Origin of the sequence: Faecalibacterium sp. I4-1-79, from assembly GCF_023347235.1 — a bacterium.
GTDB lineage: Bacteria > Bacillota > Clostridia > Oscillospirales > Ruminococcaceae > Faecalibacterium > Faecalibacterium tardum.
This window is the reverse complement of record NZ_CP094467.1, coordinates 362,150-383,713: the sequence shown is the minus strand read 5'-3', so window position 1 is coordinate 383,713 and position 21,564 is coordinate 362,150. Positions and strand designations below refer to the sequence as shown.

At 58.1% G+C, this 21,564-nt stretch carries 18 protein-coding genes and 1 tRNA gene; 9 read left to right on the top strand and 10 right to left on the bottom strand.

The window, feature by feature from the left end; translation table 11 throughout:
* Window positions 1-67: 67 nt before the first annotated feature.
* Both MTP36_RS01845 and MTP36_RS01840 read right to left on the bottom strand, forming a co-directional pair.
* Window positions 68-355 carry a zinc-ribbon domain containing protein gene (locus MTP36_RS01845; protein ID WP_005921120.1) on the bottom strand — a complete coding sequence of 96 codons (288 nt, stop codon included), beginning with the start codon at window positions 353-355 and terminating at the stop codon, window positions 68-70.
* A gap of 409 nt (window positions 356-764) precedes the next feature.
* Window positions 765-1,961, bottom strand: a complete 1,197-nt coding sequence (locus tag MTP36_RS01840; protein WP_005921122.1) for an acetate/propionate family kinase — start codon at window positions 1,959-1,961, stop codon at window positions 765-767.
* A gap of 244 nt (window positions 1,962-2,205) precedes the next feature.
* Here MTP36_RS01840 and MTP36_RS01835 point away from each other — a divergent pair, with 244 nt between their 5' ends.
* On the top strand, window positions 2,206-3,414 hold the full coding sequence (locus tag MTP36_RS01835) for a nucleotidyltransferase family protein (RefSeq protein ID WP_249253108.1): 1,209 nt from the start codon (window positions 2,206-2,208) through the stop codon (window positions 3,412-3,414).
* 141 nt (window positions 3,415-3,555) lie between these two features.
* A complete protein-coding gene (locus MTP36_RS01830; RefSeq protein WP_015537365.1) occupies window positions 3,556-4,872 on the top strand; it encodes an NAD(P)-dependent oxidoreductase in 1,317 nt (438 codons plus the stop codon).
* Between the two features lie 57 nt (window positions 4,873-4,929).
* Here the strand turns inward: MTP36_RS01830 and MTP36_RS01825 are convergent, their stop codons facing one another.
* Window positions 4,930-6,210 (bottom strand): sensor histidine kinase, encoded by a 1,281-nt coding sequence (locus tag MTP36_RS01825; RefSeq protein ID WP_249253106.1) that lies wholly within the window; start codon window positions 6,208-6,210, stop codon window positions 4,930-4,932.
* Complete coding sequence (locus MTP36_RS01820; RefSeq protein ID WP_055185548.1) at window positions 6,207-6,941, bottom strand: LytR/AlgR family response regulator transcription factor; 735 nt, start codon at window positions 6,939-6,941, stop codon at window positions 6,207-6,209. The genes MTP36_RS01825 and MTP36_RS01820 overlap by 4 nt, the downstream gene beginning before the upstream one ends.
* A gap of 332 nt (window positions 6,942-7,273) precedes the next feature.
* Between MTP36_RS01820 and glpK the strand changes: the two genes are divergently transcribed.
* Window positions 7,274-8,776, top strand: a complete 1,503-nt coding sequence (gene glpK / locus MTP36_RS01815) for a glycerol kinase GlpK (protein ID WP_249253104.1) — start codon at window positions 7,274-7,276, stop codon at window positions 8,774-8,776.
* An 82-nt stretch (window positions 8,777-8,858) separates the two neighbouring features.
* On the opposite strand, the gene MTP36_RS01810 is transcribed toward glpK, so the two are convergent.
* The 4 genes from MTP36_RS01810 to MTP36_RS01795 form a co-directional block, all read right to left on the bottom strand.
* Entirely contained in the window at window positions 8,859-9,938 is a 1,080-nt protein-coding gene (locus tag MTP36_RS01810; protein ID WP_249253102.1) for a HipA protein, read from the bottom strand.
* Between the two features lie 226 nt (window positions 9,939-10,164).
* Window positions 10,165-10,779 carry a DUF1919 domain-containing protein gene (locus MTP36_RS01805; RefSeq protein ID WP_249253101.1) on the bottom strand — a complete coding sequence of 205 codons (615 nt, stop codon included), beginning with the start codon at window positions 10,777-10,779 and terminating at the stop codon, window positions 10,165-10,167.
* An 89-nt stretch (window positions 10,780-10,868) separates the two neighbouring features.
* Window positions 10,869-10,944 (bottom strand) — tRNA-Val (locus MTP36_RS01800).
* Between the two features lie 78 nt (window positions 10,945-11,022).
* Window positions 11,023-11,625, bottom strand: a complete 603-nt coding sequence (locus MTP36_RS01795) for a TetR/AcrR family transcriptional regulator (protein ID WP_117528137.1) — start codon at window positions 11,623-11,625, stop codon at window positions 11,023-11,025.
* Window positions 11,626-11,890: 265 nt separating this feature from the next.
* On the opposite strand from MTP36_RS01795, the gene MTP36_RS01790 reads away from it, so the two are divergent.
* The 4 genes from MTP36_RS01790 (at window position 11,891) to MTP36_RS01775 (ending at window position 16,613) form a co-directional block, all read left to right on the top strand.
* Window positions 11,891-13,990, top strand: a complete 2,100-nt coding sequence (locus tag MTP36_RS01790; protein WP_249253099.1) for an efflux RND transporter permease subunit — start codon at window positions 11,891-11,893, stop codon at window positions 13,988-13,990.
* Between the two features lie 6 nt (window positions 13,991-13,996).
* A complete protein-coding gene (locus MTP36_RS01785; RefSeq protein ID WP_249253097.1) occupies window positions 13,997-15,907 on the top strand; it encodes a hypothetical protein in 1,911 nt (636 codons plus the stop codon).
* Between the two features lie 185 nt (window positions 15,908-16,092).
* Window positions 16,093-16,350 carry a type II toxin-antitoxin system RelB/DinJ family antitoxin gene (locus tag MTP36_RS01780; RefSeq protein WP_249253095.1) on the top strand — a complete coding sequence of 86 codons (258 nt, stop codon included), beginning with the start codon at window positions 16,093-16,095 and terminating at the stop codon, window positions 16,348-16,350.
* Entirely contained in the window at window positions 16,350-16,613 is a 264-nt protein-coding gene (locus MTP36_RS01775) for a Txe/YoeB family addiction module toxin (RefSeq protein WP_118657913.1), read from the top strand. The genes MTP36_RS01780 and MTP36_RS01775 overlap by 1 nt, the downstream gene beginning before the upstream one ends.
* Before the next feature lie 70 nt (window positions 16,614-16,683).
* On the opposite strand, the gene murC is transcribed toward MTP36_RS01775, so the two are convergent.
* Both murC and coaBC read right to left on the bottom strand, forming a co-directional pair.
* Window positions 16,684-18,069, bottom strand: coding sequence for a UDP-N-acetylmuramate--L-alanine ligase (murC, locus tag MTP36_RS01770; RefSeq protein WP_117930512.1), 1,386 nt, complete (start codon window positions 18,067-18,069; stop codon window positions 16,684-16,686).
* A gap of 181 nt (window positions 18,070-18,250) precedes the next feature.
* Window positions 18,251-19,447 (bottom strand): bifunctional phosphopantothenoylcysteine decarboxylase/phosphopantothenate--cysteine ligase CoaBC, encoded by a 1,197-nt coding sequence (coaBC, locus tag MTP36_RS01765; protein WP_249253093.1) that lies wholly within the window; start codon window positions 19,445-19,447, stop codon window positions 18,251-18,253.
* 184 nt (window positions 19,448-19,631) lie between these two features.
* On the opposite strand from coaBC, the gene MTP36_RS01760 reads away from it, so the two are divergent.
* Both MTP36_RS01760 and MTP36_RS01755 read left to right on the top strand, forming a co-directional pair.
* On the top strand, window positions 19,632-20,522 hold the full coding sequence (locus MTP36_RS01760) for a type III pantothenate kinase (protein ID WP_249253085.1): 891 nt from the start codon (window positions 19,632-19,634) through the stop codon (window positions 20,520-20,522).
* Window positions 20,523-20,549: 27 nt separating this feature from the next.
* Window positions 20,550-21,533: a Gfo/Idh/MocA family protein gene (locus tag MTP36_RS01755; RefSeq protein WP_249253083.1), complete on the top strand. Its 984-nt coding sequence runs from the start codon at window positions 20,550-20,552 to the stop codon at window positions 21,531-21,533.
* Window positions 21,534-21,564: the final 31 nt, after the last annotated feature.

Here is a 21,564-nt window from a genome sequence, read left to right as displayed (position 1 = left end):
CGCAAAAAGCCCCCGCTGCCGACTGGCAGCGGGGGGCTTTGTTACCGATTTAAATGAAAATCAGCGCTTAGTTCTGCTTCATGCGAGCGAAGCAGTCGGAGCAGTAGACCGGACGGTCCTCACGGGGCTGGAAGGGAACCTTGCAGGCCTTGCCGCAAGCTGCGCAGACAGCGTCGAACATCTGACGCTCACCGCTGTTGCTGCGTGCGCCGCCGTTCTTGCGGGCGTCACGGCAGGGCTTGCAGCGCTGGGGCTGGTTCTCGAAGCCGCGAGAAGCGTAGAACTCCTGCTCGCCGGCAGTCCAAACAAATTCCTTACCGCAGTCCTTGCAGACCAGAGTCTTGTCTTCAAACATAGTAGTATCTCCTCTTTAGTTAGTTCTTGCCCACGGAAGGATTGTAACCATACCTTTGGTTTTGGGACCATCGCGCTGATCAGTAAGCTTACCAGGGGCTTGAATAGATAAACGCCCTCGGATTGAGGACTTTCCTATTGTACCGTTATTTTTGAGATTTGTCAACCAAAAAACAACTGTTCGCCCTTTTATTTGTACACATGGCACAAACCGACAGCATATATTTGGGTAAAATCACCGCCGGAAGATAGAAAAGCGGCGCGCTGCACAGGTTTTGTGCAGCGGCAGATAATTTATGATTTGTGGTTCAGAAACACCTGCAGGTGTTTCTGAACCACTTTTTCACACAAACAAAAGGGGCTGCCGCACATTCTGTGCAGCAGCCCCTGCAAAGCCCTTTGGGAAAAGCTTACTTCTCGATGACTTCCTTAGTGTCGCGGGCGATCATCAGCTCCTCGTCGGTAGCAATGACCAGCGTGCGCACCTTTGCGCCCCAAGCGGTGATCTCGCACACATCGCCAACAGGGTGCTTGTTCTTCTCGGTGTCGATGCGGATGCCCAGCCAATCCATGTGGTGGCAGATCTTTGCACGGGCAATGGCATCGTGCTCGCCGATGCCGCCGGTAAAGACGATGGCATCCACGCCGCCCATAGCTGCAATGTAGCTGCCGATAGTCTTTTTGATCTGGTAGTTCAGCATATCGGAAGCCAGCTGTGCGCGCTTGTTGCCGGCCGCGGCAGCCTCTTCCACATCGCGCTTGTCGCTGGAAACACCGGAGATGCCCAGCAGGCCGGACTTCTTGTTCAGGATCTCGTCCAGCTCGTGGCCGGTGATGTTCAGGGTGTACTTCAGGTAGTTGACCACAGAGGGATCCAGGTCGCCGCAGCGGGTGCCCATCATCAGGCCGGCCAGCGGGGTCATGCCCATGGAGGTATCCACCACCTTGCCCTGATCGACTGCGGCAATGGAAGAACCGTTGCCCAGATGGCAGGTGATCAGCTTCAGGCGCTCAATGGGCTCCTCCAGATACTCGGCTGCCTTGTGGGCAACGTACTTGTGGCTGGTGCCGTGGAAGCCGTAGCGGCGCACGCCGTACTTCTCGTAGTACTCGTAGGGGATGGCGTACATATAAGCCTTCGGCGGCATGGTGCTGTGGAAAGCGGTGTCGAACACAGCCACCATGGGAATGTTGCCGAACACCTTGCGGGCGGCCTCGATACCCAGAATACCGGCGGGGTTGTGCAAGGGAGCCAGCGGGCTCAGCTCACGCAGAGTGTTGATGACCTCATCGGTGATCAGGCAGCTGCTCTTGAACTTCTCGCCGCCGTGCACGACGCGGTGACCGATGGCGTCGATCTCGCTCACGTCATTGATGCACTTGCCTGCACCGGTGGTCATCTTCTTCACGACCTCGGCAAAAGCCTCGGTGTGGGTGGGGAAGATCGCCGGGGTGGTAGCCTTGGTGCCGTTGGCCTCGTGAGTGATCATGCTGCTCTCCATGCCAATGCGCTCGCACAGGCCTTTGCACAGCACCTTCTCGCCGTCCATATCGATCAGCTGATACTTCAGGGAAGAAGAACCGCAGTTAATAACCAGAATCTTCATCTGTGTTGCCTCCTGAAAATTTTTGTACCGTCCGTAGCCTGAAAAAACCTGCGGACAGAATTTTACAGATTCCTATGTTTATTATATAATAGGGATAGCGGCTTTTCAAGGCGCAACCCGGGCAAAGCGGTAAAACTTGTGTACAAGGTTTTTGTACATCCTGCCCACAAATCCCGGAAACGACAGGGTTTTTCTGTATATGCGATATAAATTTAACAATCTTTCGGCGAAAAGGAGCAGTTCCATGAAGTTTGCAGGCATCATTGCGGAGTACGACCCCTTCCACAACGGCCACGCTTGGCAGCTGGCACAGGCGCGGGCGCTGGGGGCACAGCGGGTGGCCGTGGCCATGAGCTGCGGGCTTACCCAGCGGGGGGCGCTGCCGCTGTTGCCGGAGGCGGTGCGGGTGCAGGCGGCGCTGGCCTGCGGGGCAGACCTTGTGTTTGCCCTGCCCGCGCCCTGCGCCTGCGCCGGTGCCGAGGCCTTTGCCCGGGCGGGGGTGCGCATTCTGGCCGCTGCCGGGTGCGATACGCTGGTCTTTGGGGCAGAGACCCCGGACACCGCCCTGCTGCAAAAAGCCGCCCGGGTGCTGTGCAGCGAGGACTACCGTGCCGCGCTCAGACAGCAGCTTGCCGCCGGGGCACGCAGCTTTGCCGCCGCCCGGCAGGCGGCAGTGCAGGCGCTGTGCCCGGGGTCAGACATCGCCGCCCTGCTGGACAGGCCCAACAATAATCTTGCCGTAGAGTATTGTAAGGCTATTATAGAACAAAATGTAGAAATACAACCCATCGCCCTGCCCCGGCAGGGCGCAGACCACGGGCAGGCACTGACCGAAAGTGCTCATGCAGCCTTTGCCAGCGCCAGTGCCCTGCGGGCGCTCTGGGCGGAGGACGGCGCGGCGGCACTGGCACCTTATGTGCCGGAAAAGGCGCTGAGACTGTATAAACAGGTGGAATATGACGGAAAGTATACGGATTTTGCGGTCATGGGGCACTGCGAGCTGGCGCTGCTGCGGGCAGCCTGCGCAGGGCAAGCTCCCTTTGCAGCAGTGCGCGGGGTATCCGAGGGGTTGGAGCACCGGCTGGAAAACGCCGTGCGGGAGACCGCAAGCCTGCCCGCTTTGCTGGACGCCCTGACCACCGTGCGCTACCCCCGGGCGCGGATGCGGCGGCTGGCAATGGATGCGGCGCTGGGCTACACCGCCCAGACCCCGGCGCTGCCGCCCTATCTGCACCTGCTGGGCGCGCGCAAGGAAGCGCTGCCCCTGCTCGGAGAAACGGCGCTGCCGCTGCCGCTGTCCCACTCGCTGGCGCGGCTGGCACGGGAAAACAAGACCTGCGCCCAAATGGCTGCCGCCCAGAGCAGGGCCAGCGACCTTGGTGCGCTGTGCCGGGCAAAACCGGAGCCGATGGGCGGGATATATCGTCAAAAAATTATCTTTTTGACGAATTGACAAAAAATAACGTGAAAAATTTTATATTGTGCCCTCTTGTATCCGGCGCGGTTCGGGTGTATGATTAAAGTAATGCAATGTTGGATACAACAAACTTGTAAAAAACGACTGTCCCCGCAGGGGAAACACAAGGAGGAACCCATGGCACTTCATGTTCTGGACGAAGCCAACCGCTGCCTCGGCTGCAAAAAGCCGATGTGTCAGGAGGGCTGCCCCATCCACACCAATATCCCGGAGGTCATCCGTCTGCTCAAGGCAAACCAGATGGACGCTGCGGGCCGGATGCTGTTTGAAAACAACCCCCTGACCACTGTATGCAGTCTGGTGTGCAACCACGAAAAGCAGTGCGAGGGTCACTGCATCCGCAACCGGATGCCCAGCCACGACCCGGTGCACTTTTCCATCATCGAGGACTATATCTCCACCACCTACGCCAACAAGATGACCGCAGGCCCCGCCCCGAAAAACGGCATGAAGGCCGCTGTGGTGGGCTCTGGCCCGGCGGGCCTGACCATCGCCGTGCTGCTGGCACGCTGGGGCTACGATGTGACCATCTTTGACGCCCGGGATAAGATCGGCGGCGTGATGCGCTACGGCATCCCCAACTACCGCCTGCCGGACAGTGTGCTGGACGATTTCCAGTACCGCCATCTAGAGCTGAAGGGCATCAAGGTGCGCCCCAACACTACCATCGGCAAGACCATCACCATCGACGATTTGTTCCGCGACGGCTACAAGAGCGTGTTCATCGGTGCCGGTCTGTGGAAGGCCAACGCCATGCACATCAAGGGCGAAAGCCTTGGCAACGTAGCCTTTGGCATCGACTATCTGGCCAACTCCAAGGCCTTCCGTCTGGGCGATGACGTGGCCGTCATCGGCGTGGGCAACTCCGCCATGGACTGTGCCCGCACCGCCATCCGCAACGGTGCCCGCCACGTTACCTGCTACGCCCGCCGGGACGAAAGCTGCATCAGCGCCTCCGAGTATGAGGTGAGCTACGCCAAGCTGGAGGGCGTGGGCTTCCGGTTCTGCAAGGCACCGGTGGAGATCCGGGAAAACGGTCTGATCTGCCGCGATACCGTCAAGGGCGAGGACGGCAAGTTTACGCAGGTAGAGGGCAGCGAGACTTTTTACCCCCACACCGGCGTCATCGTGTCGGTCAGTCAGGGCTCTGAGAGCAACCTCGTCAAGACCACAACCGGCATCGAGACCAACCAGAAGGGTCTGCTGAGCGTCAGCGAGGACGGTCGCACCACCCGCGAGGGCGTATTTGCCGGCGGCGACGCCGTCATGGGCGCACGCACCGTGGTAGAGGCCGTGGCTGTTGCCAAGAAGGTGGCTGTCGCTATGGACGAGTATATGAAGAGCCTGCCCGCCGACACCGCTGCCGACCCCTATGCCGACATCCCGGTGTTCCAGACCCCTACCTCTGACGTGCTGGCAAAGCAGCAATTATAATAAATAGTAAGGCGGGAAGGTCCGTGGACCTTCCCGCCTTACTATTATTTTTATAACTTATAACATTACCCGCAGGGTAAACTGCCCGTCCTTGGCGGCAAAGCTGGTCAGGCCGCTGTATCGCTCCGAGATGGCGCAGATGCTGCGCACTCCAAGCCCGTGACCGGTGCGGTCGGTGACCGGGACGCCCTCCCGAAACTGCACGTCCGGCAGACAGCTGTTGGTGATCTGCAAAAACAGCTTTTTCCCCTTTTCGTGCCCGGTGGTCTCAATAAACGCCCCCTGCCCTGCTTCGCGGCAGCGCACGGCGGCGTGCAGGGCATTTTCCAGCGCGTTAGAGAGCAGCACACAAAGGTCGCTCTCCGAGACCGGCAGCGCCTGCGAGATGCCCGCCTGCACCGTGAACTGTACCCCGGCCTTGGCGGCGCGATCGGCAAAGGCAGAAAAGATCAGGTTCGCCGCTTCGTTCTCGCAGTAGGCGGTCACCTTGCCGGCTTCGATCTCACTGCACACGCTGCGGATGTAGCCCAGCGCCTGCTCGGTGCGGCCGTTCTCGATGCAGCCCGCCAGAAACTGCATGTGGTGGCGCAGGTCGTGGCGGTAGGTACTGGCGCGCTGCTGAGAAAGACGCAGCGCCTCGATCTCGCGCATGGCCTGCGTGACTTGCAGGTTCAGGCTGGTCTGTAACTGCTCCATCTGGATGCGCTGCCGCTCCACCCGGGAGGCGCGCAAAATGGAGCACAGAAAGGCCGCGCAGCACACAAAGAACATGAACTCCACCGCCGCCGGGTTCGCCTCGGATAAAAGGCTGGTGTAGACGTGGGTGATGTAATCAAAAAGATAGCTCACCAGCGGCACGATGCCAAACTGGCACTGCACCGAGGCCGGGTAGCGGGAAAGCTGCCGCATGGAGGGCGCAAGGAACCGGATGAACAACAGCAGCAGCGGCAGGGTGAACAGCAGCTCTGCCACCGGCTGCACCAGCGGATGCTGCGGGAAGAACAGCGCTACCGCCAACGCCGCCCAGCGCCGCACCTGACAGTACAAATAAGCCGTGAGCACTGCCACCAGCGGCCAGATCTTCTGCCCGCTGAGCAGCACCAGCACGACATACAGCGGCAGATGGGTGATAAGCGGGTAAAGATACTTGGCAGCCGTTGGGCTGGCACCAAAGTAGAACATCCCCTGCAGCGCCAGCAGCCCGGCGGTGCAGCCCGCCAGCACCCAGCGCTTTTTGCCCGTCCAGCGGATGGGGCAGAACGCCGCACTGAGCAGGATGCCGAAAATGCCTACTGCTGCGCCATCCAGCACTTCCGGCAGAATGCCCGGGGCGGTCACAGGACGACCTTCTTTCCCGCAAAGGAGTACTCCAGATACTGATCCCGCACGGCGGTAAAGCGCCCGTGGGGCAGCGGCACCTCGGCAAGGCTTTCCATGGTGATGCTCTTGGCGGTGATGTTCTGGATGTACTCCATGTTTACCAGATAGGAGCGGTGCGGGCGCAGAAAGCCCGGGTAATCTGCCAGCTGCCGCGCCAACTCGTCCATGCTGCCGCTGCTCTCGATGACGGTGCCGTCCAGTAGGTGGAACACCAACGTGCGTCCCTGCACCTCGCAGTATTCCAGACTGTCCAGCGTAATGCGGGTCACGCCGCTTTTGCAGCGCAGGATCAGGCTGTGCTGGGTGCGTTTGCGGCACTCGGCCAAAACGGCATCGGTAAGGCGGAAAAAGCTGTCCTTCCAGATGGGCTTGAGCTGGTAGTAGTATGCGCCTACCACATAGGACTGTACGGCAAATTCCGAAGAAGAGGTCACAAAGATGATCTGCACCGCCGTGTCGTACCGGCGGATCTCCCGCGCGGCGTTGATGCCGTTGATGCCGGGCATAAGCACATCCAGAAACAGCACGTCAAAGCGCACCCCGGCCTCGATATCTGCCAGAAGCTCCATGGGCTTTGTATAAGGGAACAGCTCCAGCTGCACGCCCCGCAGGGTGCGGTACTGCTCCAGAAAATCCTGCATCTGGTGCAGCAGAGCGGCATCGTCATCACAGAAAGCGATCCGGGTCATAGCAAAGAAATCCTTTCCGAACAAAAAAGTCTACCTCTTAACGATACCACATACGCGCCGTTTCGTCACGTCTTTTTCGCAAATTTGCAAGCTTTTTACATCCCCGGCAGCTGCATTGCATCCCCGTTCGGCAGAGTGTTCAACGGCGGGGCGGTTCTCTTGTGCAGAACGTCCAAAAATCGCGCTGAAGCTTGTATTTTGCCTGCAGAGCGTGTACAATAAGCACAGAATATGTTTGCGCAGAGCAGGAGAGCGACAGACAGAGCAGATAGCTTTGTTTGGTGCGCTCTTTTTTGTTTTGCGCTCAAGCTTCAGAGCAAGGAGAGACGATCATGAGCCAGACCAAATACATCCTCTCATTAGATCAGGGCACTACCAGCAGCCGGGCGATCCTGTTTGACAACGAGCAGAACATCGTCTGCGTCCAGCAGCGGGAATTTGAGCAGATCTACCCCCATCAGGGCTGGGTGGAGCACAATCCTATGGAGATCTGGTCCAGCCAGTACGGCGTAATGAACGAGGTCATCGCCCAGAGCGGCGTGGACCCCAGAGACATTGCGGGCATCGGCATCACCAATCAGCGCGAGACCACCATCCTGTGGGACAAGAACACCGGACGCCCGGTGTATAACGCCATCGTCTGGCAGTGCCGCCGCACCGCCTTCCTTGTGGACGAGCTGCTCAAGACCCCCGGCATGGCAGACTACATCCGGGAAAACACCGGCCTTGTGCCGGACGCCTATTTCTCTGCCACCAAGATCAAGTGGATCTTGGACAACGTCCCCGGTGCGCGGGAAAAGGCCGAGGCGGGGGAGCTTTTGTTCGGCACGGTGGACACTTGGCTGGTCTGGAAGCTGACCGGCGGCAAGGTGCACGTCACCGACCGCACCAACGCCAGCCGCACCATGCTGTACAACATCCGCACACTGGACTGGGACGACACCCTGCTCAAGGCGCTGGACATTCCCCGCAGCATCCTGCCCAGCGTGAAGGACTCCAGCGAGGTGTACGGCTACACCAACATTCAGGGCGTGGATGTGCCGGTGGCGGGTATTGCGGGCGACCAGCAGGCTGCGCTGTTCGGGCAGGGCTGCTTTAAGCCCGGCGACGTGAAAAACACCTACGGCACCGGTTGCTTCCTGTTGATGAACACCGGCAACAAGATCTACCAGAGCAAGAACGGTCTGGTCACCACCATTGCCATCAGCCTTGACGGCGAGGTAGAATATGCGCTGGAGGGCTCCGTCTTTGTGGGCGGCGCGGTCATCCAGTGGATCCGGGACGGGATGCACCTGATCCAGGACAGCTGCGATTCCGAGTATTACGCCCAGAAGGTGCCGGACAACGGCGGCGTGTACATCGTGCCCGCCTTTACCGGTCTGGGCGCGCCTTATTGGGATATGTACGCCCGGGGTGCCATTCTGGGCATCACCCGCGGCACTACCCAGAACCACATCATCCGCGCGGCAGAGGAATCCATCGCCTACCAGAGCGCCGACCTGATGTGGGCCATGGAGAAGGACACCGACATCACCATCAGCACCCTGAAGGTGGACGGCGGTGCCAGCCGCGACCACTTCCTGATGCAGTTCCAGTCCGACATCCTGAACAAGGAGGTGCTGCGCCCGGCCATCCGGGAGACCACCGCCCTTGGTGCGGCGTATCTGGCCGGCCTTGCCACCGGCGTGTGGAAGAGCCGGGAGGAGATCAGCCACCTGTGGAGCTGCAACCAGCTGTTTGAGCCCAAAATGGACGCTGCCCAGCGGGAAAAGCTGGTCAAGGGCTGGCACAAGGCCGTGGGCCGCAGTCAGGACTGGGCCGAGCACGAGGTGTAAGGCAAGAAAGCGTTTGACAGCATAACATTATAATACCCCCGGCAGGCTGCCACCGTGATGGTGATAGCCTGCCGGGGGTTCGTTATGCCAGTATTTTGTCCAGCTGGAATTGCAGGATGCTGTCCAGCCGCTCCAGCCGTTCCGGGTCGATGGAGAGCACGGGGTGGCCGGTGAAGCGGAATGCCCGCAGCTTTTCCAGATCAGCACGGATGCTGTCGGTCAGAAGTCCGCGCGCGGTTGCAATAAAATCGGTGCCAAGCCGCGGCGAACAGTGCCGGATGCACCATTCCGTATTTTTCAGCTGGTCGTTGTCCAAATCAAACAGCAAGCTGCGGTTGTTATCAAAAACGGGTGCCATTTTTTGGACTTGCAGCGTGTCGTTCTCGAACAGGACACCAAAGTTTCCACTGTGCCGGTCGGTATTCAGGATAAGTGCATCCAGAATGCACATCCGCCGGAAGGCATCACCGCTTCCGATGCTTTCAAAATAGCGCAGAAATCCGGCAATCGTCCGGTCTTTTGTCAGAACAGCGGCCTTGGCAAGGCCGTAACGTTCGCTGGTGAAAAGGGCGCATTTGGAGATCAGCTCCCCGTGGTGGAAACCGAGGTCATAGACTGCCGCTCCCGGGCAAAGCAGGACTGCCAGCTGAGAAGCCAGATACTCCGACACCGGTTCCATGCCGAATACGCTGCCGGTCTTATACAGCTGAATGGTGTCCTTCTCCCGCACCCAGCATTTGGCGTACTGCCCGTCTGTACTGAACTCCGGGGAGGTGGACGAGAAGCTTGTGCTGGACACAGAACCGTCAAAAGCAGCCTGCGAGATCATCTCGTTGAAAGGGTTCTGATAAAGAGAAGCGTCCCGCCATTGCAGGTCGGCATCTGCTGCCCTGACCCAGAAGGTATCGTTCAGTGACAGCGCATGGGTCACATTCAAATAGCCCTCCAGCGTATCGCAGCCGTATTCCTTCAGCAGCGCTGCAATGTGCGCCCGGTGCTTGGGCGCTTTGCGGCGCTCCAGAAAATCCGTCAGGTTCGTATAGCCGAAAGGCCGCTGCGCGGTGTACCAAAGATCTTCCTGTGCAGCGGTTTCCATGTATTCGTTCTGCTCGCAATGAAATGCAAGCCAGACGGTATCCTTGTTCAGCAGAAGATAGTGCATCCTAAAGCTCCTTTCGGTCAAAAAATATTGCTGTATCCTTATTATAGCATGGATATCCTTCTTGCCAAGGTAGTTTTTGGCGCGGAAAGGTTTTTGCAGATGGTGGGAACTTCACCTCGGAAACTCTTGCCGGGGCGTCCCTGCCCCAAGCCCTGCTGGGAACGAGTAGGATAGGATGTCGCCTTCCCTAGTGATACATAGCTCTTTGCTGGAGAGAGATTTCTGTTTAAGTTTGATTGAACCATGCAACATAGTCAAAATCGTCGTAGTATTTTCTGATAGAAAAGCGACTTCGATAACGCATACACATTCCGACGCACGATTCGCTTTCAAATCCTTTGATGTAAACGGCGGATTCAATATCGGGATACGGTTTGTGGCAAAGTACAGCCTTGTGTTTCAAATTCAATTGATCAAAGTCCAACAGATTTTGCTTGGTGCATCCATCACGGTCTGTAAAAAGAAAATAAAGATTATCAAAATTTATTCGACCTTTTCGACGATTCCAAGCGAGAGAGGCTTCCTCTTCGGAAGAATAATGCTGAAAGTATAACTTAATGTCCTTCAGCAATGCAACAGGGTAAGTGATTTCTTTTTCGGCGGGTGTAATAAATACAAGGTCGTATTGGAGATAATCTTTCAGATTTTCGCAGAGTTTTATAAAGTCAGAAGGCTCGACCCATAGATTCACAAAAGGTGAATTAAATTTCAAACCGAGATCATGCAGAATGCAACAGCCATTGCAGTTACTGGCAATCAAAGTAACATCCGTGTTTTTCAGTCGGATGCGATTGAAAAAATTATAAGCTGTTCGAAAAAAAGTCTTTAATTTGACAAGCACAGAATCCTCCAAAACAATTGAGTCCCAATGTTGCAAAAAAAATACCCGAACCCTTTTTCATAAAGAATCGGGTTCGAGTACGAACTGTATGGTGGACGGTACAGGACTCGAACCTGTGACCTCCTGCACGTCAAGCAGATGCTCTACCAGCTGAGCTAACCGTCCATGTCATATCGACTTGGATAGTTTACCACAGCTTTTTGCAAAAAGCAAGACCTTTTGTGCTTTTTTATGCGTTCTTTTTTACTTTTCCGGCGAAAGCGCCCGGCGGATGATATCGTACAGTACCGGCTTCATGGCGTCGATGTTGTCCGGCTTGCCCTCCAGAATGCTGGAATAGCACACCGACATACACATACTGCCCAAGGCGGTGATGCGCTGGTAGACCTCCCGCTCACTACGTCCGGCCATCTCCGGGCTGGAAAGCACAATGGCAAGCAGCTTGCGCATCAGGGGCTCGGCTTCCCTGCTGGCTTCGATCTGGTCCAGCCCGGGCCAGACGAAGTTGCGCTCCAGAAACCGCAGCACCAGCGCATCCTGCCGCAAAGCCTCGATGATATGGTCGATGACGAACACTACCTGCGCGGTAAAGTCGGGCAGCTCGGGGTGCTGCTCGACCGCAAGGCAGGCATCGCTCAGCAGCTGGTAGCTCACCCGCCCCAGCAGCGCCTGCATCACCGCGCCCTTATCCTGAAAATACAGATAAAACGTGCCTTTGCCCACCTTTGCCCGGCTGGTGATATCCTCCACGCTGGTCTTGGCGGTGCCCCGCTCCAGAAACAGCTCATAGGCTGCATCCAGCAGGGCGCGGCGCTTTTCCTGTTTCTTACCTTCCACGGTGCTCATGCTCTGGGTAGATTCCTCTTTTCTCTGAATTCAGACGCAGGTATGTGCTGCGTCCGGTCTGCGTACCTTAGTTTAGCAGTCCTTGGCCGTTTGTGCAAGCCCGGTTTGCTATACAATTTTTTGCAGGTGATAAAAAAACTGACTTTCGGTCACTTTTCCTGCTTGACACTCTGCCCGGGGTGGATATAATAGTGTTTGCCCGGAAGATGACCAACAGTCAGTTTTGCGGACATTCCCAATCAACTTTCTATTCTGGAGGGTTCTCATGAAAAAGATCGCACAAGGCATCGTGCGTCTGCGCAAGCTGATCTTAACAGTAGCCGTGCTGCTGTTGATCCCTTCCGCAATCGGCGCCATTGCCACCCGCATCAATTATGACATCCTCACCTACCTGCCGCAGGATCTGGACTCCATGATCGGCGAGGTAGCCCTTGAGGACGATTTCCATCTGGCCTCCACCGGTATGATCACGGTAGAGGGCCTGCCAACCAACGAACTCATCGCTATGAAAAAGGAGATAGAAGCCGTGCCCGGCGTCACCCAGACCTTCTGGCTCAGCGATGTGATCGACCCCAACATTCCCACCGCCATGCTGCCTGCCGATGTGCAGCAGTTCATGTTCGGCAAAAACGATTCCACCATGCTGATTGTCCGCTTTGACGCCCCCAGCGCCAGCGACGAAACCATGGAAGCCGTCAAGCAGATCGAAAAGCTGCTGCGCAAGGACTGCTTCTTCGGCGGCATGAGCGTCATTCTGCAGGACACCAAGGCACTGGTCAATCAGGAAATGCCCCTGTACATCCTGATCGCCGTGGGTGCCAGCCTGCTGGTGCTGTTCCTCTCGCTGGAAAGCACCCTCACCCCGCTGCTGTTCATGCTGGGTCTGCTGTTCCCCATCGCGTACAACTTCGGCACCAACATCCTGCTGGGACAGATCAGCTACATCACCGAGGCGCTTGCCACTGTGCTGCAGCTGGGCGTTACGATGGACTTCTCCATCTTCCTGCTGCACCGCTATGAGGAAGAAAAGGAGCTGCGCTCCACCAATGAAGAAGCCATGGTCAGCGCCATCTGCAAGACCATGACCTCCATCTCCGCTTCCAGCCTGACCACCATTGCAGGCTTCCTTGCACTGTGCGCCATGCGTCTGACGCTGGGCCGTGATATCGGCCTTGTCATGGCAAAGGGCGTGGCACTGGGCGTCATCTGCACCGTGGTCATCCTGCCCTCTTTGATCCTTACCTTTGATAAGTGGGTGGAAAAATACAAGCATCGCACCGTTATCCCCCGGCTGACCAAGCTGAGCTACTTTGTTTCCAAGCATTCCGTGCCCATCGTGGTCGTCTTTATCCTCATCCTTATCCCCTTTGCCATTGCGCAGAACAAGACCAGCGTGTACTACACCCTGTTCGACTCCCTGCCCCAGGACCTGACCGGCATCGTGGGCACCAACAAGCTGGGCGAGGACTTCGGCATGACCACCAGCCACTTCATTCTGGTGCATGACGATCTGACCGCCACGCAGGTGTCCGACCTGTGCGACGAGCTGAAGGACGTGGACGGTATCACGCAGGTGGTAAGTCTGGATTCCATTACCGGCCCCGGCTTTGACACCGAGCTGCTGCCCGACAGCGTGATGGAGATCCTGCAATCCGGCGGCTACAAATTGATTTTGGCCAACAGCTCCTACAAGACCGGCACGGATGCCATCAACAGTCAGCTGGACAAGATGATCGGCCTGATCAAAAATGTAGATCCCGAGGGCGTCATCACCGGTGAAGGCGCTATGACCAAAGACTTGATCGAGGTGGCAGACGTGGACTTCAAGAACGTCAATGTCTGGTCTATCATGGCCGTTCTGGTCATCATCGCCATCTCCTTCAAGAGCATCTCCATCCCGGTGCTGCTGGTTGCCAGCATCGAAGCCGCAATTGCCATCAATATGGGCATCCCGTACTTTACCGGTACGCAGCTGCCCTTCATCGCCAGCATCGTTATCGGCACCATCCAGCTGGGCGCTACCGTGGACTACTCCATCCTGATGACTACCCGTTATCACGAGGAGCGCGCCTTTGGCCGCACCCCCAAGGAAGCTGCCCAGCAGTCGCTGGAGCACTGCAGCCAGTCCATCCTGACCAGTGGCCTGACCTTCTTCGCCGCTACGGTCGGCGTGGCCGCCATCAGTAAGATGGAACTGCTGCGGAGCATCTGCCTGCTGATCTCCCGCGGCGCTCTGATCAGTATGCTGGTCATTCTGGTGATGCTGCCCGCCGCCCTGATGCTGTGCGACTGGCTCATCCGCCACACCACCCTGAAATGGATGGTCCCTGAATCTGCCAACGCCAAGAAGTCTGAAAAGGAGTAATGCGTTATGAAAAAATCGCTTCGTTTCGCCAGTGCGGCGCTGGCAGTTGCCCTTGCCGCCAGCTGTGCAGCCCCGGCTTTTGCCGCAGGCGGCAGCAGCTTTACCAAGTCTGAGACCGTGTACGCTGTGATGAACGCCGATGGCTCCATCCAGAGCACCACCGTCAGCGAGCATGTTTACAGCGCCTCCGGTCTGTCCAAAGTAACCGACCAGAGCACCCTGACCAATATCCAGAACACTGAGAGCAGCGCCGCGTTCACACAGGACGGCGAAAAGCTGGTGTGGAACACCGATGATACCGATGTGTATTATAAAGGTGACACGGACCGCGCCCTGCCCATTCAGGCTACCGTCACCTACGCGCTGGACGGTCAGGAAGCCGCGCTGGAAGATCTGATCGGCAAGAGCGGTCATCTGACCATGACCATCGCCCTGAAGAACAACGAGACCGGCACCGTGAACGTGAACGGCACCGACCGCACCATCGTCACCCCGCTGGTCACCGCTGTGGGCGTGATCTTTGGGCAGGATGCCACCAATGTGGTGGCTGCCCACGGTCTGGTGGAAAGCGCCGCCAAGAGCAATGTGGCTGCCTTTGTCACCCTGCCGGGCGTGAAGGATTCCCTGTCCGGTCTGCTGCCGGACGAGCTGGACACCATTGAGGACTATCTGCAGGACACCATCACGGTGGAAGCAGATGTCACCGGGCTGACCTGCCCGCAGGTGATGATGGCCTGCGCCACCAGCGCTGCGGCTCTGGGCACTGACAATGTGTTTGACCTGAGCAGCATCAACGACCTGACCGACGGCATCAACCAGCTGAACGATGCCATGAGCCAGCTGCTGGACGGCGCTTCTCAGCTGGAGGATGGCACCAGTCAGCTGGCCAGCGGCGTGCTGGCACTGCTGGACGGCGCCAACACCCTGAACAATGGTGCAGCCGCACTGGACGAGGGTCTGGGCCAGTTGACCAACGGTCTGGACACCCTGAGCGCCAACAACAGCGCCCTGAACAGCGGTGCACAGCAGGTGGCAGACGGCGTGCTGGCTTCTGCCAACAAGACCCTGAAAGAGGGCGGTCTGATCGACACCGATATGACTTGGGACAACTACGCCGCGGTCATCGACAACATCCTGACCATCAACGACAAGACGCTGGCTGCCGGCCGCCGCAAGATGGTGCGTACCATCTGGGAGCAGGCGCCCAGCTTCAAGGACAGCCAGCTGGATCTGGCGCTGTACCTTTCCGCTACCAAGACGAACCATGATCTGGAGGCTGCTCTGCACCTGATGCAGAACTACGACCCCTCCATGCTGTGCGGTCTGGTGCAGCTGCTGACCAGTCAGGAGGCTAAGGACACCGCCAAGGCAGAGCTGAAGTATCAGGTGGAGAACAGTCAGGATATCGCGGATGTGCGTGCCCTGAAGGACAGCCTTTCCAAGATCCAGTACTTCGTTTCCAGCGTGGGTCAGTACACCGCCGGTGTGCAGACCGCCGCAGATGGTGCCCATTCTGCCAAGGACGGCAGCGCCCAGCTTGCCGCCGGTACCAAGACCCTGTACGATGGCGTGAACACCCTGAACGAGGGCGCAAGCCAGCTGAACGACGGCACCCATCAGTTGAACGACGGCCTGAACCAGTTCAACGAGGAGGGCATCTCCAAGCTGACCGGCGCACTGGATCAGGATCAGCTGCACGGCCTCAAGACCGTGCTGGACGAGATGTCCGACCGGCTGGAAAGCTACACCAGCTTTGCCGGTGCACCCGAGGACGCCGAGAGCAGCGTGAAGTTTGTCTACAAGACCGCCGAGACCGTGGCCGCTGCCAACAATGCTGTGGCTGAGACTGAGACGGTGAAGGAGGGCAACATCTTCACCCGCCTGTGGCAGCGCATCGTGGACCTGTTCAAGTTCTGATAATGCCAACATCCTTCCAGAATCGTAGATAGAAACGCAGAAGCGCCCCGCAGCCGAATGACTGCGGGGCGCTTCTGCGTCTGCGGGAATATTTCAGGGTGAAAGGCATACAATAAAAAGAAAGCATCTTGATTGCATTCTGCTTTCATTTATGGTAGAATCAAAGAAAGAAGGAGGTGCTGGATATGGCACAGATCAGTGTACGCGTAGATGACACCGTGAAGCATGAGGCAGAGCAGACCTTTGACGAAATCGGTCTGAGCATGAACACGGCTATCACCATCTTTCTCAAGGCCTGCGCCCGGGAAAAGCGCATTCCGTTCGAGCTGACCGCAGACCCCTTTTATTCCTCTGCCAATCAGCGTTATCTGGAAGGCATCATGCGGGATGTGCGCAGCGGCAAGGCGCATTTTGCCCCGCATGATCTCATCGAGGAAGCCTGATGCGGTTGCTGTGGGAGGATCGCGCATGGGAGGATTATCTTTATTGGCAGATGCAGGACAAAAAGACATTGAAACGCATCAACGCGCTGATCAAAGATATCTCCCGCAACGCCTTTGACGGCATCGGCAAGCCGGAACCGCTGCGCGGTACGCTCAGCGGCTGGTGGAGCCGCCGTATCGACGATGTGAACCGCATCGTTTACTACGAAGAAAACGGCATTGTGTTTATCGTTTCCTGCCGCGGACATTACGATGACACCTGACAGCAGCCGCTGTATCTAAAAAAGGACACCGGACAGCCCGCAGGCTGTCCGGTGTCCCTTTTAAATAAACTTACTGATCCTTTTCCACCATCATCTTGCTGGCTTTATAGATATCGCCGCAGCCGAGGGTGATGACCAGATCGCCGGGCTGGGCGTTCTGCTTTACCCAGTCGGCGGCTTCCTGCAGGCTGTTCACCAGCACAGAGCCGGGGATCTGCGCTGCCAGCTTTGCGCTGGTAATGGTGGGGTCGTTGGGCTCGCGGCTGCCCATGATGGGGGTCAGCACCGTGATGTCCGGGATCTTGAGCACATCCACAAAGTCGTTGAACAGCATCTTGGTGCGGCTGTATGTAAACGGCTGGTGGACGGCGATCAGGCGCTTGTAGCCCATCTCCTTGGCGGTGTTCAGGGTGGCGCGCAGCTCGGTGGGGTGGTGGGCGTAGTCGTCGATGACCAGCGCACCGTTGCACTCGCCGTACACCTCAAAGCGGCGGCCTGCGCCCTTGAAGTTCAGGGCGGCCTCGGCGCACTGCTCTGCGCTCAGGCCCACAAAGCGGCACACGGCGCACATGGCCAGTGCATTATAAATATTGTGGCGGCCGGGCACAGACAGGCGGATGCGGGTGGTGTCGGTCGTATTCCACTCCTTCAGGTCGAACTCGAAGAAGCCGGGCTTATACTCGTTGACGTTGACAGCGCGGTAGTCGCCGTGGTTGTCGATGGCAAAGGTGCGCACCCGGCGGTCCAGCGTGTACATCACGTCCATGGTGTTCTTATCGTCGGCGTTGGCAAAGATCATGAACTGGGTCATCAGGGCAAAGCGCTTGAAGGCGAACTTCAGCTCGCCCATGCTGCCGTAGTAGTCCAGATGGTCGTTGTCGATGTTCAGCACCACGGACAGGTAGGGGGTCAGCTTCAGGAAGGTCTCGGCAAACTCGCAGGCCTCGATGACGATATCATCGCCCTTGCCGGCCTTGCCGTAGCCGTTGATGAGGGGCAGCTTGCCGCCGATGACGGCAGAGGGGTCGCGCCCTGCCAGTTCCAGCGCAGTGGTGATCATGGAGGTGGTAGTGGTTTTGCCGTGGGTGCCGGACACGCAGATGCTCTGCTTGTACAGGCGGCTCACATAGCCCAGCAGCACGCTGCGCTCCACGGTGGGGATGCCATAGGAGGCAGCTGCGTTCAGTTCCACATTATCCTTGGAGATGGCGGCAGAGTACACCACCATGTCCGCACCAACAACGTTATCCGCATTGTGGCCAAGGCTGACCTTCACGCCCATCTCCCGCTCGTAGCGGATGATGCTGCCGTCCAGCACATCGCTGCCGGACAGCTCGTAGCCCTTGGCGGCCAAGATCTGGATCAGCGGGTACATTCCGCTGCCGCCGCAGCCGATAAAATGGATCTTCTTTACATGGTCCAGCAGATGCTGGCTATAATCCGAGTACATGAACATAGTAAGGCTCTCCTCCAAATATTAACGGCTGCAGCGCAGACCGATTCCTTCCAAATATGGGGACACACTCTTATTATATATTTTTTGCAGCATAAAATAAACAGGTAAGGCCGAATTTTCGGAAAGAACCATAATTTTTTTGTGAATTTTGTGATATGTGTACAACAAAATCCCGGTAGTATTACTTTGCCCGCCGCTGCAGGATCTCGTCCAGAATGGCATCAGCTACATCTGCCTTGCTCATCAAAGGCAGCTCCCGGGTGCCGTCCGGGGTGATGAAGGTGACCACGTTGGTGTCCACCCCAAAGCCTGCACCGGCCACCTTGAGGTTGTTGGCCACCACCATGTCCAGATTTTTCTTAGCAAGCTTCGCGGAAGAGTTTTCCACAAGGTTCCGGGTCTCCATGGAAAAGCCGCACAGGAACTGGTGGGTCTTGCGGGGGCCGATGGTGCCAAGGATGTCCTCGGTGCGCTCCACCGGGATGGAAAGGTCGCCCTCCTTCTTTTTGATCTTGTCGTCTGCCACGGTAGCAGGGCGGTAGTCTGCCACGGCAGCGGCCATGATGAGCACATCGGTGGTGTCAAAGCGGCTTGTCACCGCCTCGTACATCTGCCGGGCGGTGGTCACCTGCACATCGGTGGTAAACTTGACCGGCGGCAGCGCGGTCTGCCCGTGGATCAGGGTCACCTCCGCACCCCGCATGGCGGCGGCGCGGGCAATGGCGTAGCCCATTTTGCCGGTGGAGTGGTTGGTCAGGTAGCGCACCGGGTCCAGTGCTTCCTGCGTTGGGCCGGCAGTCACCGCGATGCGCACCCCGACCAGATCCTTCGGGCGGGCGATGGTGTGCAGAATGTGCTCCAGCAGTACCTCTTCCTTGGGCAGGCGTCCGCTGCCCACATCCTTGCAGGCCAGCACGCCGCTTTCGGAGGGGATGACGGTAAAGCCGTACCGCTCCAGCGTGGCAAGGTTATCCTGCGTGATGGGGTTTTCCAGCATCCCGGTGTTCATGGCGGGGGCGACCAGCTTCGGGCACTTAGCGGCCAACACCACTGTGGTAAGCATATCGTCCGCAATGCCGTGCGCCATTTTGGCAATGACGTTGGCGGTGGCGGGGGCGACTAAGATCACATCCGCTTTTTTTGCCAGCGAGATGTGGGTGACCTCAAACTTGAAATCCCGGTCAAAGGTGTCCACCATGCACTTGTGGCCGGTCAGGGTCTCAAAGGTGAGAGGGGTGATGAACTGGGTGGCGTTTTTGGTCATGATGACCTCCACGTCCGCGCCCAGCTTGCGCAGTGCACTGGCCACGTTGGCCATCTTATAGGCGGCAATGCCGCCGCTCACGCCCAGCAGGACGCACTTGCCGTTCAGATCCATGGTTCGTTTACCTCCCGGAAAAACAGTTCTTTTCCACATATCTTACCTTAGTATAATGCAAAACTTCCACCAGCACAACAAAATCTTTGCCGGGAACTTGTATCCTGAGCAAAAATGCGGTAAAATACGCTTGACAAAGAGCAAACCGGTTCTTTTCTTTTACTTTGAAAAGGAAAACAGAATTATGATCTTAGCCATTGATATAGGCAACACCACCGTCGCCCTTGGGGGCATCCGGGACGGACGTGTATGCTTTGTGGCGCGCATGGACACGGTGCGCACCCGCACGGCTGCGGAATATCGTGCCGAGATGGATAAAATTTTTGCGCACCGCCGCCACCCGGAGCGCCCCATGCGCTTTGAGGGTGCGGTGCTCACCAGCGTAGTGCCCCAGATCACCGGGGCACTGGCCGAGTGCGCCCGTCACTATACCGGCAAAAAGCCGGTCATCGTTTCGCCGGACATCCGCACCGGGCTGACCATGGGGGTGGACGAGCCCCGCGCCGTGGGCAAGGACCGGCTGGTGGATGCCGCCTACGCGGCGGCAAACTTTCCGCTGCCGGTCGTCACGGTAGACCTTGGCACCGCCACCACCTTTAATGTGGTGGACAAGGATCGGGTATTCCGGGGCGGCGTGATCTGCCCCGGCCTTTCCACCGGGCTGCGCGCACTGGGCGAGCGCTGTGCCCAGCTGCCGCAGGTGCATCTGGGCTCCCCGAAAAAAGCCATCGGCACCAATACCGAAAGCTGTATGCTGTCCGGCTCGGTGCTGGGCACCGCCGTGCTCATTGACGGCATGGTGCAGCGCATTGAAGAGGAATTGGGCAGCCCGGTCACACTGGTGGTCACCGGCGGGCTGGCAAAATACGTCACCCCGCTGTGCCGCCACCCCCTGGCCTATGACCCGGAGCTGCTGATGAAGGGGCTGGCACTGCTGTACCAGCTGAACGCCCCGCAGGAGCACAGCCGCAGCCATGGCGGCGGCAGACACTACGGTCAACAGGGACGCCCCCGGGCAAAGCATCCGTACCCCAACCGCCGCACCCGCCGCGAGCCGGAGACGCTGGTAGGCTGAGGGAACAAGAGGATAAGGGAGAGCATTATGAAACTGGGCATTCTTGGCACGGGTAAGATCGTGCAGGAATTTTTGCCATGGCTTGTGGAGCACACGCCGTTTACTGTGCAGGCGGTGTGCAGCACCCCGCGCTCGGCGGCAAAAGCCGCAGAGTTGTGCGTACAATATCAGATCCCACAGCACACCACCAATTATTTTGAGCTGCTGCAATGGGTAGACGCGGTCTACATCGCCGTGCCCAATTTGCAGCACGCCCGCTACGCCCGGGTGGCGCTGGAGGCGGGCAAGCACGTCATTGTGGAAAAGCCCATGGCGGTGACCGCCGCCGAGACCGAGGAACTAGCTGCGCTGGCACAGCGCAAGCGGCTGTTCCTTTTTGAGGCTATGACCACCCAGTACCAGCCCAACTACGCAAAGCTCCGGGAGCTGCTGCCCCGGGTGGGTACAGTGCGCATGGTACAGTGCAGCTTCAGCCAGTATTCCAGCCGGTACGACGCCTTTTGTGCCGGGCAGACCCCGCCGGTGTTCGACCCGCTGTGCGCGGGCGGCGCACTGATGGACTTGGGCGTGTACAACGTCAGCTACATCGTAGGTCTGTTCGGTGAGCCCAACAAGGCGGTGTATGCCGCCAACATGGAGCGCAATATCGACACCAGCGGTGTGCTGATGATGGATTACAGCGGCTTCAAGGCGGTAAGCCTTGCCGCCAAGGACTGCGCAGCCCCTGCCCGCTGCATCATTCAGGGCACAAAGGGCTACATTCTGCAAAAATCCACCCCGAACTACTGCGGCGGCGTGACCTTCCACCCCAACGAGGGCAAGGAGGAGCACTACAACCTGAACGGGGACCGTCCCCGGCAGGCGGCAGAGTTCGAGACCTTTTACCGCGCCATGACCGCCGGAGACCAGGAGCTGTGCGCCCGCATGCTGGATACCAGCATCGCGGTGAGCCGGGTACTCACGGTGGCGCGCCGCAGCGCTGGGGTACGCTTCCCCGGTGACAGATTTTAACGCATTTTTCTCTGGAACACGCCCTGACAAC